14 protein-coding genes, 2 tRNA genes, 1 rRNA gene and 1 pseudogene are annotated in these 18004 nt (G+C 41.0%); 15 read left to right on the top strand and 3 right to left on the bottom strand.

Going from position 1 to position 18004, the window contains the following annotated elements:
- The first annotated feature begins 58 nt into the window (after positions 1–58).
- The 5 genes and pseudogenes from rrf to BKL51_RS04710 all read left to right on the top strand — a co-directional run.
- A 5S ribosomal RNA gene (rrf, locus tag BKL51_RS04730) occupies positions 59–175 on the top strand.
- 15 nt (positions 176–190) lie between these two features.
- Positions 191–267, top strand: a tRNA-Asp gene (locus tag BKL51_RS04725).
- Positions 268–283: 16 nt separating this feature from the next.
- A tRNA-Trp gene (locus BKL51_RS04720) sits at positions 284–359 on the top strand.
- Between the two features lie 76 nt (positions 360–435).
- Positions 436–1224, top strand: a complete 789-nt coding sequence (gene mazG / locus BKL51_RS04715) for a nucleoside triphosphate pyrophosphohydrolase (RefSeq protein ID WP_077465590.1) — start codon at positions 436–438, stop codon at positions 1222–1224.
- An 80-nt stretch (positions 1225–1304) separates the two neighbouring features.
- Positions 1305–1768: pseudogene (locus BKL51_RS04710) on the top strand (transposase); the annotation flags it as partial.
- A 48-nt stretch (positions 1769–1816) separates the two neighbouring features.
- Here the strand turns inward: BKL51_RS04710 and deoC are convergent.
- The gene (gene deoC, locus BKL51_RS04705) at positions 1817–2488 is read right to left on the bottom strand and encodes a deoxyribose-phosphate aldolase (protein WP_077465589.1); all 672 of its coding nucleotides are present in this window, start codon (positions 2486–2488) and stop codon (positions 1817–1819) included.
- A gap of 109 nt (positions 2489–2597) precedes the next feature.
- Here deoC and BKL51_RS04700 point away from each other — a divergent pair, with 109 nt between their 5' ends.
- The 8 genes from BKL51_RS04700 (at position 2598) to BKL51_RS04665 (ending at position 12870) form a co-directional block, all read left to right on the top strand.
- The gene (locus BKL51_RS04700) at positions 2598–3101 is read left to right on the top strand and encodes a protein disulfide oxidoreductase (protein WP_077465588.1); all 504 of its coding nucleotides are present in this window, start codon (positions 2598–2600) and stop codon (positions 3099–3101) included.
- A 77-nt stretch (positions 3102–3178) separates the two neighbouring features.
- Positions 3179–4108 carry an ADP-glyceromanno-heptose 6-epimerase gene (rfaD, locus tag BKL51_RS04695; RefSeq protein ID WP_077465587.1) on the top strand — a complete coding sequence of 310 codons (930 nt, stop codon included), beginning with the start codon at positions 3179–3181 and terminating at the stop codon, positions 4106–4108.
- A 94-nt stretch (positions 4109–4202) separates the two neighbouring features.
- Positions 4203–5249 (top strand): lipopolysaccharide heptosyltransferase II, encoded by a 1047-nt coding sequence (gene waaF, locus BKL51_RS04690; protein ID WP_077465586.1) that lies wholly within the window; start codon positions 4203–4205, stop codon positions 5247–5249.
- A complete protein-coding gene (gene rfaC / locus BKL51_RS04685; RefSeq protein ID WP_077465585.1) occupies positions 5246–6205 on the top strand; it encodes a lipopolysaccharide heptosyltransferase RfaC in 960 nt (319 codons plus the stop codon). The genes waaF and rfaC overlap by 4 nt, the downstream gene beginning before the upstream one ends.
- A gap of 125 nt (positions 6206–6330) precedes the next feature.
- Positions 6331–7464, top strand: a complete 1134-nt coding sequence (locus tag BKL51_RS04680; RefSeq protein WP_077465584.1) for a porin — start codon at positions 6331–6333, stop codon at positions 7462–7464.
- 147 nt (positions 7465–7611) lie between these two features.
- Positions 7612–8487: an Hsp33 family molecular chaperone HslO gene (gene hslO, locus BKL51_RS04675; protein WP_077465583.1), complete on the top strand. Its 876-nt coding sequence runs from the start codon at positions 7612–7614 to the stop codon at positions 8485–8487.
- 319 nt (positions 8488–8806) lie between these two features.
- The gene (locus BKL51_RS04670) at positions 8807–11614 is read left to right on the top strand and encodes a YadA-like family protein (RefSeq protein WP_158074918.1); all 2808 of its coding nucleotides are present in this window, start codon (positions 8807–8809) and stop codon (positions 11612–11614) included.
- Positions 11615–11730: 116 nt separating this feature from the next.
- The gene (locus BKL51_RS04665; RefSeq protein WP_077465581.1) at positions 11731–12870 is read left to right on the top strand and encodes a DUF2827 family protein; all 1140 of its coding nucleotides are present in this window, start codon (positions 11731–11733) and stop codon (positions 12868–12870) included.
- 172 nt (positions 12871–13042) lie between these two features.
- On the opposite strand, the gene BKL51_RS04660 is transcribed toward BKL51_RS04665, so the two are convergent.
- Entirely contained in the window at positions 13043–13888 is an 846-nt protein-coding gene (locus BKL51_RS04660; RefSeq protein WP_077465580.1) for a 23S rRNA (adenine(2030)-N(6))-methyltransferase RlmJ, read from the bottom strand.
- A 61-nt stretch (positions 13889–13949) separates the two neighbouring features.
- The gene (locus BKL51_RS04655; protein WP_077465579.1) at positions 13950–16571 is read right to left on the bottom strand and encodes a penicillin-binding protein 1A; all 2622 of its coding nucleotides are present in this window, start codon (positions 16569–16571) and stop codon (positions 13950–13952) included.
- A gap of 104 nt (positions 16572–16675) precedes the next feature.
- On the opposite strand from BKL51_RS04655, the gene pilM reads away from it, so the two are divergent.
- Together pilM and BKL51_RS04645 are read left to right on the top strand one after the other, a co-directional pair.
- Positions 16676–17503, top strand: a complete 828-nt coding sequence (gene pilM, locus BKL51_RS04650; protein WP_233127079.1) for a pilus assembly protein PilM — start codon at positions 16676–16678, stop codon at positions 17501–17503.
- Entirely contained in the window at positions 17490–18002 is a 513-nt protein-coding gene (locus BKL51_RS04645; protein ID WP_077465577.1) for a PilN domain-containing protein, read from the top strand. The genes pilM and BKL51_RS04645 overlap by 14 nt, the downstream gene beginning before the upstream one ends.
- Positions 18003–18004: the final 2 nt, after the last annotated feature.

Genomic DNA, 18004 nt, shown 5'->3' with positions numbered 1-18004 from the left:
GCACTGCCGGGTTTTTATTATTTTGTTAATTTATTCTTGAGTAAATTAACAAAATAATTTTGGCAGCAATAGTGTAATGGTCCCACCTGAATCCATACCGAACTCAGAAGTGAAACATTATTAACGCCGATGGTAGTGTGGGGTATCCCCATGTGAGAGTAGGGCACTGCCAAATATACCAAACGTCTGCGGAGTGGTAGTTCAGCTGGTTAGAATACCTGCCTGTCACGCAGGGGGTCGCGGGTTCGAGTCCCGTCCATTCCGCCAATCTTTTCATACCAATAGGGGCGTAGTTCAATTGGTAGAGCACCGGTCTCCAAAACCGGGTGTTGGGAGTTCGAGCCTCTCCGCCCCTGCCATTCAAATAAATTTCTTTTTTTCATAAATAAACTTTATACTAACCTCATTTTATTTAGGTTATTTAGAGGTTTATTTATGTCATATTCAATTCAAGACTTTATCGAATTAATTGCTCAACTTCGTCATCCGGATAAAGGTTGTCCTTGGGATCTTAAACAAAATTATGATTCAATGATTCCTTGTTTAATAGAGGAAACTTATGAAGTCATTGAGGCGATTCAAAAGAAAGATATAGCAAATTTAAGAGAAGAATTAGGTGATTTATTGTTACAAGTTGTGTTTTTTAGCCAACTTGCGACGGAGGATAACTATTTTACTTTTGATGATGTAGTTAATGATGTTGCTGAAAAAATTATTCGTCGGCACCCACATGTATTTGCAAATGCTATGGCAGAAAATGAAGAAGAAGCCCTTGCCCGTTGGAATAGCATTAAAGCGTTAGAAAAATCTAAAAAACAAACTCAATCTATTTTAGATAATGTCCCTTCTGCTTTTCCCGCATTGATGAGGGCACAGAAGCTGCAAAAACAATGCTCTAAAATCGGTTTTGATTGGACTGAAATTGAACCTGTTTTTGCGAAAGTAGAAGAAGAGCTGCAAGAGGTGAGAGATGAGTTTAATCGCTTGCCCCAAGATCAAATGAAGATTGAAGAAGAAATTGGCGATTTATTTTTTGCTACGGTAAATTTGGCGCGACACTTAAAATGTAGTGCAGAGGAAAGCCTTCGTAAGGCAAATAATAAATTTGAGCAACGTTTTCGTAAAGTTGAACAGAAAGCAAAAGAAAGAAATACTAAATTAGAGGATCTATCCTTAATTGAAATGGATTTTTTTTGGAACGAAGTAAAGGAAGAGGAAAAATGATGCAAAAGTAGAAGGTTTTCCTTAATCTGCACCCCAAAAGTTGGACTAATAATCTAACTGATTAAGGTGCAGGTTTTTTTATGACTAAATACAATCAACTTTTCAAACAACAAGTGTTCGAGTTTTATCTTCAACATCATAAAAATCGTTCACTCACTCGCCGACATTTTCAGCTTGCTGAAACAACATTAGTGCGTTGGGTTAGACAATATAACCATAATGGCATCAAGGGGTTAGCCGTTTTAGGTAAAAAGCAAACCTATTCGCCGGACTTTAAATTAAAGGTCGTACAAGCGGTTAAAACGGGGCAATTTAGTGCAGAATATGCGTCACTCCATTTTGGTATCGCCAATTCCGGTACGCTCTCAGTCAGTGGTTGAACGCCTTTGAAAAACAAGGTATAAACGGCTTATTACCCAAACCCAAAGGTCGCCCAAGTATAAAACCCAAATACCCCAAAATGCCCCCCAAGCCCAAAACTGAACAAGAGCGCTTACGTTATCGTATTTTAGAATTGGAAGCGGAAGTGGCTGTGCTAAAAAAGTATCAGGCGCTCTTTTTGGGGGCAGAGCACCTTCTACCTTTTCTGTTATTAATACGTACTTTGTGTATCGTTGCTATTACTGATAATTGCAATGCCTGCACTGGCGCCAATACGTGTTGCGCCGGCTTCAACCATCGCTAATGCTGTTTTCGTATCGCGCACTCCACCTGAGGCTTTTACACCAATCTTACCCACGATTTTTTTCATTAATACTACATCTTCAACAGTCGTCCCGCCCTTGCTAAATCCGGTAGAAGTTTTGACGAATGCCACACCTAATTCCCTACAAATTTCACAGGCTTTAATGATTTCTTCTTTAGATAATAAACAGGTTTCTAAAATCACTTTCAGCGGTATCCCATTACAGGCATTTAACACGGCTTGAATATCTTCTTTTACCGCTTGCCATTTATTGGATTTAATCCAACCCACATTGATTACCATATCAATTTCATTTGCACCGGCTTTGATCGCTTCTTGCGTTTCAAAGGCTTTCACTGATGTTAAATTAGCACCAAGCGGAAAACCGACCACCGTACAAATCTTCACCTCAGAGCCTGCTAATTTTTCTTTTGCTAAAGGGATATAGCCTGAATTGATACAAACAGAATAAAAACCATATTTCATGGCTTCGTCACAGAGCGTTAAAATATTCTGCTCATTTTTCTCAGCGGTAAGTGCAGTATGATCAATATATTTTGCAAGGCTTTTACTGTTCATTTTTGTTCTCCTTTATAATAAAAATTTGCTTGGCTATGATAGCAAAATATTATGAAATTTGACCGCACTTTTATGGTAAATTAGCCGAATTTTTCTCGTTAGGTATTTTATGAATTTAACAAGATTACTCAAAAACGGTATTTCTTTAGGGCTTACATTGATTATCGTTAGTAGCATTCTGGATTTTATCCGTAAGCCCGAAATTCCATCGGAAATCAATACAACGGCATTATATGATTTGCAAGGCAATGCATTTTTTCTCCCACAGATTGCCCAAGATAAACCCACATTAATTTATTTTTGGGGAACTTGGTGTGGTTATTGCCGATACACATCACCGGCAATTAATACGTTGGCAAAAGAAGGTTACCCGGTGATTTCTATTGCATTACGTTCAGGGAGTGCAAGCGAGGTGGGAAAGTATTTAGCCGAACATCATTATACCTTTACCGCCGTCAATGATCCTCAAGGGGAAATTGCGCAAAAATGGCAAGTCAATGTTACTCCAACGATCATTATTTTGAATAAAGGAAAAATAGACCTTACCACTACGGGCTGGACAAGTTATTGGGGGTTAAAAGTGCGGTTATTTTTCACCGAGTTTTTAGGTTAAGGGATGAGTGGCTTTTACCTTATCTCGAAAATCAATTACAATGGCAACAATTCCATATAATAAGAAGGGACAAGATTATGATTATTGTAACTGGCGGTGCCGGCATGATCGGCAGCAACATTGTTAAAGCATTAAATGAAATAGGGCGTAAAGATATTTTAGTCGTCGATAACTTAAAAGATGGAACTAAATTTATTAATTTAGTAGATTTGGATATTGCCGATTATTGTGACAAAGAAGATTTTATCGCTTCCATTATTGCCGGTGATGATTTTGGTGATATTGATGCCGTATTCCATGAAGGGGCATGTTCTGCCACCACAGAATGGGACGGCAAATATTTAATGCAGAATAATTATGAATATTCTAAAGAATTGCTGCATTACTGCTTAGATCGCCAAATTCCGTTTTTCTACGCTTCAAGTGCGGCGACTTACGGTGGACGTACCGATAATTTTATTGAGAAACGGGAATTTGAAAGTCCGCTTAACGCCTATGGCTACTCAAAATTTTTATTTGATGAATATGTGAGAAAAATTTTACCAACGGCAGAATCACCGGTTTGCGGTTTCAAATATTTCAATGTTTATGGCCCGAGAGAACAACACAAAGGCTCCATGGCAAGTGTGGCATTCCATTTAAATAATCAAATGCTGAAAGGCGAAAATCCAAAATTATTTGTCGGTTCGGAAACTTTCCTACGGGATTTTGTTTATGTGGAAGATGTGGCGAAAGTCAATATTTGGGCTTGGCAAAATCGTATTTCCGGCATTTACAATCTTGGCACGGGCAATGCGGAATCTTTCCAAGCTGTTGCGGAAGCTGTGATTGCATTCCATGGTAAGGGGCAAATCGAAACGATTCCTTTCCCCGAACATCTGAAATCTCGCTATCAAACCTTTACCCAAGCGGATTTAACGGCATTACGCACAGCCGGTTACACTGGCGAATTTAAATCCGTTGCCGAAGGTACGGCGGCATATATGGCGTGGCTCAATAAAAAGTAATTGATCATTAGATTGAATTATCTGAGATATTTAAAAAGCAAAGTGCGGTCAAAAATTCATTTATTTTTTAATCGCACTTTTTACAAGGTGAAATATGAATATCCTCGTTATCGGCCCCTCTTGGGTCGGCGATATGATGATGTCGCACAGTTTATATCAACAACTCAAAATTCAGTATCCTCATTGTCAAATTGATGTAATGGCGCCGAATTGGTGCAAACCTTTATTGGCACGTATGCCGGAAGTACGCCGTGCTATTGAAATGCCTTTAGGACACGGCACTTTTGCTCTTGGCGAACGTTATCGTCTAGGGAAAGCATTGCGTGAGCAATACGAGATGGCGATTGTGTTGCCAAACTCACTGAAGTCGGCTCTGATTCCGCTCTTTGCGAAAATTGCCGTACGGCGTGGTTGGAAAGGAGAAAGTCGTTATTTGTTATTGAATGATTTACGCAGCAATAAACGGGATTATCCGATGATGGTGAAGCGTTATGTGGCATTAGCTTTTGAGAAAAACGCTGTGCCGAACGCGCAAGCAATCCCGCTGTTAAAACCTTATCTTGCCATCGAATCAGGCAGTCAACAAGAAACGTTAAAAACATTCTCAAAACAGACCGCACTTTTAGGTGAACGCCCGATTATCGGTTTTTGTCCGGGGGCAGAATTTGGGCCGGCCAAACGTTGGCCCCACTATCATTATGCTGAGTTAGCGGGAATGCTGATTGAACAAGGCTATGCGGTGGAAATTTTCGGTTCGCAGAAAGACGTTAATGCCGGTGAACAAATCTGCCGGGCATTATCCGAGGTACAACAACGGTTTTGCTTGAATCTGGCGGGACAAACCGATTTGAATCAGGCAGTCGATTTAATCGCTAACTGCACTGCGGTAGTTAGCAATGATAGCGGTTTAATGCACATCGCTGCGGCAACAAATCGCCCGTTAGTCGCACTTTACGGCCCGACCAGTCCGACTTACACGCCGCCGCTTTCCGATAAGGCGGTGATTATTCGGTTAATTGAAGGTGATTTAATCAAGGTTCGTAAAAGCAAGGACAGTGCGGAAGGGTATCACCAAAGCCTGATCGATATTACGCCAAAAATGGTGATGGAAAAATTAAACGCATTATTAGCAAAATCATGAAAATTTGTTTAATCAAAACCTCCTCTATGGGGGATGTTATCCACACATTGCCTGCATTAACCGATGCCCAACAAATGATCCCAAATTTAACCGTGGATTGGGTGGTAGAAGAAAATTTTGCTGAAATTCCCCAATGGCATTCGGGTCTTCATCAAGTGATACCCATTGCCTTACGCCGTTGGCGTAAATCCCCTTTTTCCTCACAAACAAAAAATGAGTGGAAAATTTACCGCACTTTACTCCAAAAAGAACATTATGATGCCGTTATTGACGCTCAAGGATTATTTAAAAGTGCATTTTTTGCTACCCGTCTCGCTAACGGTACAACGCATGGCTATGATTGCCGTAGCATTCGAGAACCGATTGCTTCTTTTTTTTATGATAAAAAATACGCAATTTCTTATCAGCAACACGCAGTTGAACGTATTCGGCAGTTATTCGCACTAAGCCTTAATTATGAATTGCCGCATTCGCAAGGTGATTACGGTATCGCGCAATATTTTACTGCCGCCTCCATTGAGCCTTATGTGATTTTTTTTCATGCTACTACCCGAGATGATAAACATTGGCTTGAATCGGAATGGGAAAATTTAATTGAAAAAATGACCGCACTTTCCGTGCAAATCCGTTTACCTTGGGGGAATGAAAAAGAAAAAGAACGGGCAGAACGCTTGACAAAAAATTACCCGAATGTTCAAGTACTGCCAAAACTAACGCTCACCGAATTGGCAAAGCAAATTGCGAATGCAACTGCGGTGGTCTCTGTGGATACGGGCTTGTCGCATTTAACTGCAGCTTTAGATAAACCGAATATTACCCTTTATGGTGCAACAGATCCGACCTTAATCGGTTGTTATGGTAAGAATCAGCAATATTTGTCTGCCTCGAGTATGGCTAAAATCTCAACCGAACAAGTATTTTCAAGGCTTGAACCTCTATTAAATGGCAATCAGTAAAAAAGAAGGTTTCTTTTTTACAATATTGGTATAACCTTGCATTGAATATCCAATCTGGAGTGTATAAACTCCAAAAAATCCAATTTTTTTATTTTATTTTTATTTAGAAAGAAAAGGAAAGCACAATGAAAAAGACACTTCTTGCTTTAATGGTTACGGCATGTGCCGCAAGTTCAGCTCAAGCCTATCAATTCAACATTGAAGAAACAGGTACTGAAATTGACTTCAACGGTTCTCTCCGTTTGAAATGGGAAAACATTAATCGTAAAACGGAAGGGGCGACCACCACGAAAAATATTTCTCATGGTGATATTGATAATAACGGCTCTCGTTTTGGCTTCAAGCTTAAACAACCGCTAGGTAATGATTTTTATGCAGTTGGTCGTGTCGAATGGCGTTTCCGTGATAATACCGGACATCGTGGTTCAGCGGACGAACCTAACTTGGCGAGTAATCGTCACAATAATTTTGGTCATATCTATACGCGTCAACTTTATGCCGGTTTTGGTCACAAAACCTATGGTGAATTAGTTTACGGTAATATGACAACCTTCACTGACGAAATCAAACAAACCGATTTACCGAACACTTATAGCTTGAGTGACGGTTTATTGAATAATAATGCCCGCCGAGTGGTTCAATATACAAACCGCGGAGGTTTTCTTCCTAACTTAAAATTCGGTGCGTATTATGGTGCAACAAGCCCGCGTGGCGCGCAGGGATTAGATATCAATCCGAATCGTAATCACGTGTGGGGTGGCGGTGCCGTTTACAAACATAATATTGATGATTTACAAGACTGGACAACAGCAGCCGGTTTCTCTCGTGAAACCTTTGCAAACGGTCGACAAGTTACCGCCTATTCATTTGGTAACGCATACCGCTTTGATCACACCATATTAGGTTTAGATTTAGAACATCGTAATACCACAAATCTTTCAACAAATTTTGGTAATGCTGTCAAACGTGCCCAATATGAAGCGCGTGCGCTTGTTTTCCAAGAATTAAATGAAGATTGGAACGCTTATGCGATGTATGCTTATCGTCATAACGAATTAAAAGAGACTTCCGTACCGGCAGCGGCAGAAAAACGGAGTGAAGTGATGCTTGGTAGCGAATATTACGTTTATAAAAACGGCAGTTTAAAATTAAAACCTTTTGTTGAAGCTAAAGTTGTTCGTGTAAGAAATCTTGCTAATGAACAGGATGTAAAACAACGTGATTATGCCGCCGTTGTCGGTTTACGTGCATATTGGTAATGAAACCTTAAATATGAAAAGCGAGCCCACAAACGGCTCGCTTTTTCTTTGTTGTAATTGTCTAAATTGCCCCCATTATAGGGAAAAGACGAAAAGTGCGGTGGTTTTTGACCGCACTTTTTACGGCAAAAAATATAGGAACAAAAAATGAATGACTTAAAAGACAATGACAAACTTTACCGCTATCTTTTTCAAAACCGTGCAGTACGTGGCGAATGGGTGCGTTTAAACCAAAGTTTTGTTGATACCTTAAACACTCATCATTATTCTCAACCGGTGCAAAATTTATTGGGTGAAATGATGGTGGCCACCGCATTGCTTACGGCAACTTTAAAATTTGAAGGCAATATTACCGTGCAAATTCAGGGGGACGGTCCACTTAGTCTTGCACTGGTGAATGGTAATGATCAGCAACAAATTCGTGCTTTAGCACGTGTAGAGGGAGATATTTCTCCCGAAATGATGTTGCATGAGATGGTTGGTAAGGGCGTATTGGTCATCACGATTGCACCTAAAGAAGGCGAGCGTTATCAAGGCGTAATTGGATTGGATAAACCAACAATTACCGAGTGTTTAGAAGACTATTTTGTTCGCTCCGAACAGCTTCAAACCCAATTAATTATTCGCACGGGAGAATATCAGGGGAAACCGGTGGCGGCCGGGATGTTGCTACAAATTATGCCTGATGGTGCAGGTTCACCTGAGGATTTTGAACATCTTGCAACATTAGCGGCAACGGCAAAAAATGAAGAATTATTTGGTTTACCGGCAGAAGAAATGCTTTATCGGCTTTATCACGAAGAAGCCGTGGAAGTATATGCACCGCAAGTTATTCAATTTTTTTGTGGTTGTTCGGCAGAACGTTCCGGTGCGGCATTATTATTGATTCCTGATGAGGAAATCGATGAGATTTTGGAAGAACACAAAGGCAGTATTGATATGCAGTGTGAATGTTGTGGCACCCATTATTTCTTTAATAAAGAAGCGATTAACAAATTAAAATCACCGGTACAAGCGGAATAATGAAACAACATTATAATATAGCAAATGCACAAAAACGGTTATTTAAATTAAGCGAAGGGCATTGTATCGGTATTTTTACAAGATAAAGCAAATATTTACAGCCCTATATCCGAATGAAAAGACAAATTCCTAGCAGGTTTTTTCATCAATATTTTATGATGTTTTGATATTGATGGAAATATAGCAGTCAGATTTTGTTTGTTTTAAGGAGAGAATTCGTATAGTATTTGCTCGAAGCTTCGGCAGTGAGGAGAGGAGTTGTCCTGCCAGTTTCTTTTCTATATTTTAAATTTACTCACGTCTCATGAATGGAACCTATATGAATAAAATTTTTAAAGTGATTTTTAATTCCATTACTCAAACTTGGGTGGCTGTATCCGAGTTACATCGTACCAAGGGGAAAACAAAATCATCGACAAATCACCAAGTATCCGTTAAAAAAGTTTCTGGAATTTCAGCCACATTAGTGCTAATGTTAGTCAGTGCAAATGCACTGGCTAGGGTGGCAATTACAAGCACGGATAATGATTCAATATCGATGCATAATAACGATGTCAGCCATTATAATGGTATTGCTATCGGTCAGAATTCCAATGTAAAAGGTAATTCTGCTATTGGTATAGGTTCTTATGTTCAATCAAGTGGTATTGCTTCAGTTGCAATTGGAGGTTCTGAACATAGTGTTTATCCGGCTGCAAAAGCAACAGGGGCAAACGCAATTGCGATTATGGAAAATAGCGAGGCTTCTGGTAACTATAGTATTTCGATAGGAAAAGAAACTAGATCAACTCAAGAAAACGCTGTAGCTATTGGATTTGGAGCAAAATCCAATCATCAAAATTCTGTTGCATTAGGTTCAAATTCAACAACATCAGCAGCCAATCAAATTTCTGTTGGCAACACTAGTGCTAAACGCAAAATTGTAAATGTCGCAAATGCAACACTAAACTCTTCTTCAACAGAAGCGGTAACAGGGCAGCAATTACATGCTACAAATACTGCTGTGAATACGGCACAATCTACCGCTAATGCTGCCTCTTCTGCGGCGGCAGCGGCTCAAACAACTGCTAATTCTGCCTCAACGGCAGCAACAGCAGCTCAATCTACTGCTAGTTTAGCTTCTACAGCAGCCTCAAACGCACAAAATACTGCTAACACAGCATCAACTGCGGCAGCTGCAGCGCAATCAACAGCAAGCTCTGCCTCAACGGCCGCTTCAACGGCACAAAGTACCGCTAATACCGCATCAACTGCGGCAGCTGCAGCGCAATTAACAGCAAGCTCTGCCTCAACAGTAGCCTCAACGGCGCAAAGCACCGCTAATACAGCATCAAGTGCAGCGGCAGCAGCTCAAGCAACGGCAACTTCTGCCTCAACAGCAGCCTCAACGGCGCAAAGCACCGCTAATACAGCATCAAGCGCAGCGGCGGCAGCGCAATTAACAGCAAGCTCTGCCTCAACAGCAGCTTCAACGGCGCAAAGTACTGCTAATACAGCATCGAGCGCGGCAACAGCAGCACAATCAACCGCAGACGCGGCTTCAACTGCCGCTTCTCAAGTATCAACCGCTTTAAATACGAAAGCGGATGCGAGCCGAGCATTTACATTTAATATAGAAAATGGATCAGTTGATCAAACTAATAATTCGGGTCAAGCAGATCAATGGACATTGGCTCAAAATGATTCGCTTACTTTCGGTGCAACATCAGATCTCTCGGTGAGTACTGACAGTTCAGGTAAGATCGTTTACGGTTTATCCTCTGTGGCGAAAACCGCTATTTCCGCTGCCAGCACTGCAGCAAGAACCGTAAATGAGAATTTAGCAAAAATTGAAACCGCTGTTTCTACAGCAACTAATGCAGCCACTCAAGCGGCAAGTTCCGCAACGGCAGCATCAAATTCAGCATCTTCAGCTAGCACGTCAGCCAGTGCGGCGGATAGTTCAGCTAAAGCGGCTAGTACCTCAGCAAGCGAAGCGTCAAATTCAGCAACCGCAGCAAGTTCTTCAGCAAGTAATGCGTCAAGCTCCGCAACAGCAGCGAGTTCTTCAGCAAGCAATGCGTCAAGTTCAGCAACCGCAGCGAGTACTTCAGCAGACAAATCAGCAAGCTCTGCCACTGAAGCAAGCACCTCAGCAAGCAACGCATCAAGTTCAGCGACGGCAGCGAGTTCTTCAGCAGACAAATCAGCAAGCTCCGCAACAGCGGCAAGTACCTCTGCAAGTGAAGCAGGAAGTTCAGCAACAGCAGCGAGTACTTCCGCAAGTAGTGCGGACAGCTCAGCGACTGCGGCGGATAGCTCTGCAGTTAGATCAGATGCATCTGCAATGGCTGCGGCAAGTTCAGCCTCATTAGCGGTTAGTTCGGCAACTGCGGCGAAGGCTTCCGAAAATGCTGCAAAAGGATCGGCGGATAAAGCAGAAAATATTGCGCAAAAAATTAAAGATGCCGGTTTGATCAGCCCGGATGGTAAGACTGCATTTAGCGCAAATAATGACAGTGGCGCGGACAGCTCTAAAGCCACCGGTAAGGATGCGACCGCTCTTGGTTATGGTTCGGAAGCAACCGCGGAAAATACGACCGCGATCGGCAATAATGCGAAAGCAACAGCGCCAAATGCAAGTGCGTTAGGTCAAAACGCAAAAGCGACTGCGAAAAAATCTGTTGCGTTGGGGCAAAATGCACAAGCGAAAGCAGAGAATGCCGTTGCATTGGGTGCAGATTCGGTTGCTGATGAGCCGAATACCGTTTCAGTCGGACGTATAGGTAAAGAGCGCCGTGTGACAAATGTCGCACCGGGTGTAAAAGGCACGGATGCTGTGAACGTGAATCAGCTTAACCAAGTAAAAGGTGAGGTGGAATCGGTTCGTAAAACACTGAGAAAAACAGATAAGAAATTGCGTGGCGGTATTGCTGGTGCAACTGCGATTGCCAATATTCCTCAGGTTACTCAGCCGGGAGCGAATGTGGTTGGGGTCGGGGTAGGAAACTACAACGGGCAAAGCGCTGTGGCGGTCGGATACTCGAAATTAAGTGATAATAATAAGGTTATCTTTAAAATGAGTGGTGCTGCGACAACCCAAGGTGACTTTAATGTTGGTGCCGGTATCGGTTATCAATGGAAATAGTGTTTTAATCGGTTGAATATCACTCAGGCATTTGCCTGAGTGATTTTTTATTAGGTTTGTGATTTGCAAATAAATGAACATAACAAACCGCTTATATCATAGTCATTAGGAAAATTATGCGTAAATATAAAATAGGTATCTCGCTCAATTTAGAAACGAATAATCCGGATATTTGGTCTAATGGTGCGCATCAAAATGTGATTTTTCTTTATCAACTCTTCAAAATGTCTGAGATAGTGGAGGATGTTGTTCTCGTATCTTGGGGGCCGGAAAAACGCTCTACGCCGCCATCCGGATTTATGCTGGACGATTTGGATCTTCAATTTGCGTATATTGACGATGTTATTGATGAGTTAGATGTGTTAATCGAGGGTACAATCAGCATTGAGCCTCATCAAGTCGCTCGTATGCATAACCATAACGGTAAGGTGGTGTGCTACAAAATGGGAAACGATTTTGTCACCGATGTTGAGAATTTCTTATTCGATAAGCAAGCCACGCGTGTCTTTAACGGGGCAATGTTTGATAGTGTTTGGCTCATTCCTCAAAATGAGAACACCTGTCGCTCTTACTTTTCCATTATGTATCATTGCCCGTCTTACGTTGTGCCTGCCATTTGGTCTCCACTGTTTTGCGATAAAGTGATTAAGCGAATTAAAGATCAGCACAATATTGATTTCGGCTATCGCCCGAATACCGATAGCTTGGGCAGACGGATCGCCTGCTTTGAGCCTAATTTAATTATGACCAAAACGAGCTTTATGTCTATCCTTATTTGTGAGCAAGCTTACCGGACAGCACCGGAAAAAATTCAGCATTTTTACGCTTGTAATACTTACGACAAAAAAGATAACCCGACATTCTTCAATTTTATCGGCAGAACTGATATGGTGCGAGATAATATTATGACGGTAGAAGGTCGCTACCAAATGCCGGATTTCTTGTCTCGCTATGTTGATATTGTTCTAAGCCATCAGTGGGAGAGCGGGCTAAACTATGCCTATAACGATGCCCTCTACGGCGGTTACCCATTTATTCATAATTCTAAGTTGTTGCCTAAAGGGGTGGGGTATTATTACGATCAATTTGATGCTTTCGATGGCTCAAGGGTCTTATTGGATGTGATTGAAAATCACGATAAGCGCCATCAGGCGTATGTCGAAATAGCTAATGAGTATCTCGACTCTTTGCTGCCGACAAATCCGGTTAATGTGTATTTGTATGAAAAAGAGATCAAGCGCTTATTTGAAAGATGATGTGGTACCTATTAGCATAGGAGATATATTTCTAAAACGTTCAATGTTATGAATATTGCATGACACTCTACACTCTCAATATTTTCTCTTAATTAGTCGGGACAAATCGTCCCGACTTTTATCAGATTAATCTTAAAAATATATTTCAAGTGCGGTCAAATTGTATATTGTTTTACTCAGGGGTAATCCATTCTACCGTCCAACTACCTGTTCCTTCCGGTATGAGCGTTTTTACCAAATAAGGTAAAATCTCTCTCATTTGGTTTTCTAATGTCCAAGGCGGGTTGATGATCACCACACCACTTGCCGTCATACCCCGTTGATCACTATCAGGGCGTACGGCCAATTCAATTTTTAGAATTTTACGAATCCCACTGGCTTCTAAACCTTTAAAAATACGCTTAGTTTGTTGGCGTAGCACGACAGGATACCAGATAGCATAGGTACCTGTGGCAAAGCGTTTATAACCTTCTTCCACCGCTTTTACCACCAAATCGTAATCTTCCTTAAGTTCGTAGGGCGGATCAATTAACACTAAACCCCGTCGTTCTTTAGGTGGCAATGTTGATTTCACTTGTTGGAATCCGTTATCGCATTTTACTGAGATATTTTTAAACTCTTTAAAATTATTGCGTAATAAGGGAAAATCACTGGGATGTAGTTCCGTAAGTAATGCACGATCTTGAGGTCGCAATAATTGTGCGGCAATCATTGGAGAGCCAGCATAATAACGAAGAGTTTTTCCCCCGCTATTAAGCACTTTAATTAAATGAACATAGCGGTTTAATTCTTCGGGTAAATCAGTTTGTTCCCACAAACGCCCGATCCCTTCTTTATATTCGCCGGTTTTTTCAGCTTCACTTGAGGATAAGCGATAACGCCCTACACCGGAATGGGTATCTAAATAATAGAATCCTTTTTCTTTGAGTTTCAGATTTTCTAAAATCAACATTAATACAGCGTGTTTTAACACATCGGCATGATTTCCTGCATGGAAGGAGTGTCGATAACTGAGCATGGTTGTCCTTTTGAGTTAAAGAAAGTGCGGTTAAAATTAACCGCACTTTTGTGATAAATAATTAAAATAATTCTTCCGGTTGTGTTGCAGGCACGGCATCTTGCGTTTTCCCTGAACCGCCATTTAAGCGTTGCTGTAATTCAGGCGGTACATAATAGCCACGCTCCAACATTTCCGCAGCATAGGTACGTTTCGGTTCTGTGCCCACGATAAAGTATTCTTTACGTCCGCCATATTCTGAAAGTAAACCCGAGCTACTATCAATTGTTTTTTCCATGATATTTGGAGGTAAATCAAGGTTTCGTTCCGGAATATCGGCAAGTGCGACTTTCATGTAGGCAATCCATACCGGCATTGCCGTTTTTCCGCCGGATTCCCCTCGACCCAATACACGTTTATTATCATCAAAACCTACATAGGTAGTGGTGACTAAGTTTGCACCAAATCCTGTATACCAAGCTACTTTTGCGCTATTCGTTGTACCGGTTTTACCGCCAATATCTTTGCGTTGCTTGATTTCCTTTGACATTCTCCAACTTGTCCCTTTCCAACTTAATCCTTGTTCTCCGTAAATTGCCGTATTTAATGCACTACGGATTAAGAAAGCAAGTTCACCACTAATAACACGGGGAGCATATTCTACTTTTGATGTACCATCTTTACCATTTGCCATTAAATCAATGGCATCATCATTTAATGCCCCGCCTTGTGCTTGCAATTCCGGTAAATCCGGCACGTTTTCAGGTTGAACATCACCTTCTTCTGTATCTGTATTAGTATTTCCTTTTGCGGCTTTTAAGTCATCCGGTTTTGCCACTTCGGCAATATTTTGGAAACCGTCAATTTTATCTTTGGTTTCGCCATAAATCACCGGGATATTATTACAAGTGATACAAGCAACTTTCGGGTTAGCGATAAATAAATCCTTGCCGGTATTATCCTGAATTTTTTCAATAATATAGGGATCAATTAAAAAACCGCCATTATCAAATACAGCGTAAGCACGAGCCATTTCCAAAGGAGTGAAAGAGGCCGCACCTAATGCTAAGGCTTCGCTGGCAAAGTATTGTTCCCGTTTAAATCCGAAACGTTGTAAGAAATCAGCGGTAAAGCTAATGCCGGCTGTTTGTAAGGCGCGAATCGCAATCATATTTTTTGATTGACCTAAACCCACACGTAAACGCATTGGGCCATCATAACGATCCGGTGAGTTTTTAGGGCTCCATACGGCTTGTCCCGGTTTGGATATTGAAATCGGGCTATCTTGTAATACGCTAGAAAGAGTTAAACCTTTTTCTAAGGCAGCGGCATAAATAAACGGTTTGATAGAAGAGCCCACTTGAACTAAAGATTGTGTCGCACGGTTGAATTTACTTTGCTCAAAGCTAAAACCGCCGACTAAGGCCTCAATTGCGCCATTATCGGAATTTAAGGAAACTAAGGCTGAATTGGCAGCCGGAATTTGCCCTAAAATCCATTCGCCGTTATCGCGTTGGCGAATCCAAATTTGCTCACCAATTTTTACCGGTGCTTTTCCGGCCCAACGCATTGCATTAGATGACAGGGTCATAGTTTGGTTATTTGCCAGTAATAATTCAGCTCCATTTTTACTTAATGAAGTGACGGCAGCCGGTACAAAAGGTTCGGAATTCGGTAGTTTTTTCAAGAAAGCAACAATGCGTTCGTTATCCCATGCCGTTTCGCCTTTTTTCCATAGCGGTGCACCGCCACGCCAGCCATGGCGCATATCATAGTTGATCAAATTATTACGTACTGCTTTTTGTGCTTCCGCTTGATCTTTAGAAAGCACGGTAGTGAAAACTTTATAGCCTCGAGTATAGGCATTTTCTTCCCCGAAGCGTTTTACCATTTCCTGACGTACCATTTCGGTCACATAATCCGCCCGAAAATCAAACTTAGCCCCATGATAACTTGCATTGATCGGTTCTTTTAGGGCTGTATTGTATTCTTCTTTAGTAATATATTTTTCATCTAACATACGGGCTAAAACGATATTACGACGCTCTTCAGCCCGTTTCGGCGAATACAATGGATTCATTGTGGAAGGCGCTTTCGGTAAGCCGGCAATCACTGCCATTTCAGACAAAGTGAGTTCGTCTAGGGATTTACCAAAATAGGTCTGAGCTGCAGCTGCAACACCATAAGAGCGGTAACCCAAGAAAATTTTGTTTAAATAAAGCTCAAGAATTTCCTGTTTGCTTAATGCATTCTCTATTTCAATGGCAAGTACGGCTTCTCTCGCTTTACGTATCAAGGTTTTTTCTGGAGTTAAGAAAAAATTACGCGCCAACTGCTGCGTAATGGTACTTGCACCCTGTGAAGCCCCTCCATTGCTTATTGCAACGAATAGTGCCCGTGTAATCCCCACCGGATCTAAACCGTGGTGATCATAAAAACGGCTATCTTCCGTAGCTAAAAATGCCTCTATTAAACGTTGTGGTACATTTTCTAATTTCACCGGAATACGGCGTTGTTCGCCAACTTCCCCGATTAATTTCCCATCTGTCGTGTAAATTTGCATCGGTTGTTGTAATTCAACGGTTTTTAAACTTTCCACTGAAGGTAATTCAGATTTGAGGTGGATATATAATCCTCCCCCTATCACTAACCCTAAAATACATAAGGTTAAGAGACTGCTAAATATTAATTTTGCGATCCGCATCGTAGAATTCTCTCTTGATTGATGATCATAACTAAAATCAAATTATGATTTGGCTGGTAAGTATAAAAGATTCACCGTCCAAATAATAGGAAAAGCATATACTGATGTCTTATAAAAAACGGAAAATCGTGCAAGTTGGTGTGCATCAACAACAGAGCCATGTACAATTTGTTTGGTTAGATAACCTAAAACAAGTTCAATTTCTTTCATTTTTGATGAGTGAAACAAACGTTAAAGCACAATTAATAGCACGTGTAATGCAGGATTTTCCACAAAATCGCTTGCAGTTGTATTTCGTCGGTTGTGTTTCACCTCATCTCACCTGGTCAAAAAACTTAATTTTACCTCATACATTAAATACACAAGAGTGTGAGCAGCAGTGCAGTTTTATTTTACAAGAAGAATTGCCTATTCCTCTTGAGGAACTTTGGTTTGATTATGTCACTACTGATTTAAAACAAGGTTTTCGTCTCGATATTTACGCCATTCGTCGGCAAACAGCGTATGAAACCCAATGGATCTGTGATGAATTATTACTTAATGTCTTAGATGTTGCCCATCACTCAATTATGCGTGCATTTCGCTTTCTGTTGGGGGAAGTACAAGAAAATGCTTTATATTTATATCAAGATGAATCTCATTGTTTTGCCGTTATGGATACGGCTCATAGCCAACAACTTTTACAAACATCAGAAAATTTAACCGCACTTTGTAGCAAATTTTGCCAACGTTTTAATGTTGAAGTTGAGTATGTCTATGTTTATCAAACGACGAATGTCGAGCAAACTGACTTACCGAAAAATTGGCGGCAAGTGAAAACGGATATTCCTTTTATTGCTTTAGGTAACGCGTTGTGGCGAATAGATTGGGTACAGAATAATTCTCTTGTCTTAACAGCATCTTCAAGTGGAGCGGGCGATGAACGGGATTAATTTACTGCCTTGGCGGTTGGAGAAATATCAGCGGTTATTGTGCTTATTTATAGTAAAAATGTTTGCCGTGTTTATAGTAGGGGTTGCCCTATATGCTGTATTGACAGCATTTCAACGGCAGCAACAGGGTGAATTGAACACCCAACAGCAATTTTTTATAGAGCAGAAAAAACGCCTCGCCGAAACCGTTCAGCAAATCACCGAGGTTAAGCAGACCATACGGAATTTAACGGAATTACAGGAAATTTCACCGAATAGAGTAGAACAAGTGATTTCGCTATTACCCCGGTTACCTCTTGAAAAAGGGGAGCTAGAGACATTGAGTTTTAATGAGGAAGGGATTCGGCTTAATGGATTTTGTTTGACAAAAGAGGAATTTGAAACATTTCGTGAGTTTTTAAACAGGCATTTTGCCTCTTTCAAACTCACCCAATTTCAACCCGAACAAGGACGTTGGTTTTTTCAGTTTGATCTTTCTTCTGAAGTGAATGAGAAATAAGG

This window comes from Rodentibacter sp. Ppn85, assembly GCF_001999335.1.
Classification (GTDB): Bacteria; Pseudomonadota; Gammaproteobacteria; order Enterobacterales; family Pasteurellaceae; genus Rodentibacter.
Note: the sequence above shows the minus strand (reverse complement) of the source record. Positions and strands in the feature narration are given on the sequence as shown.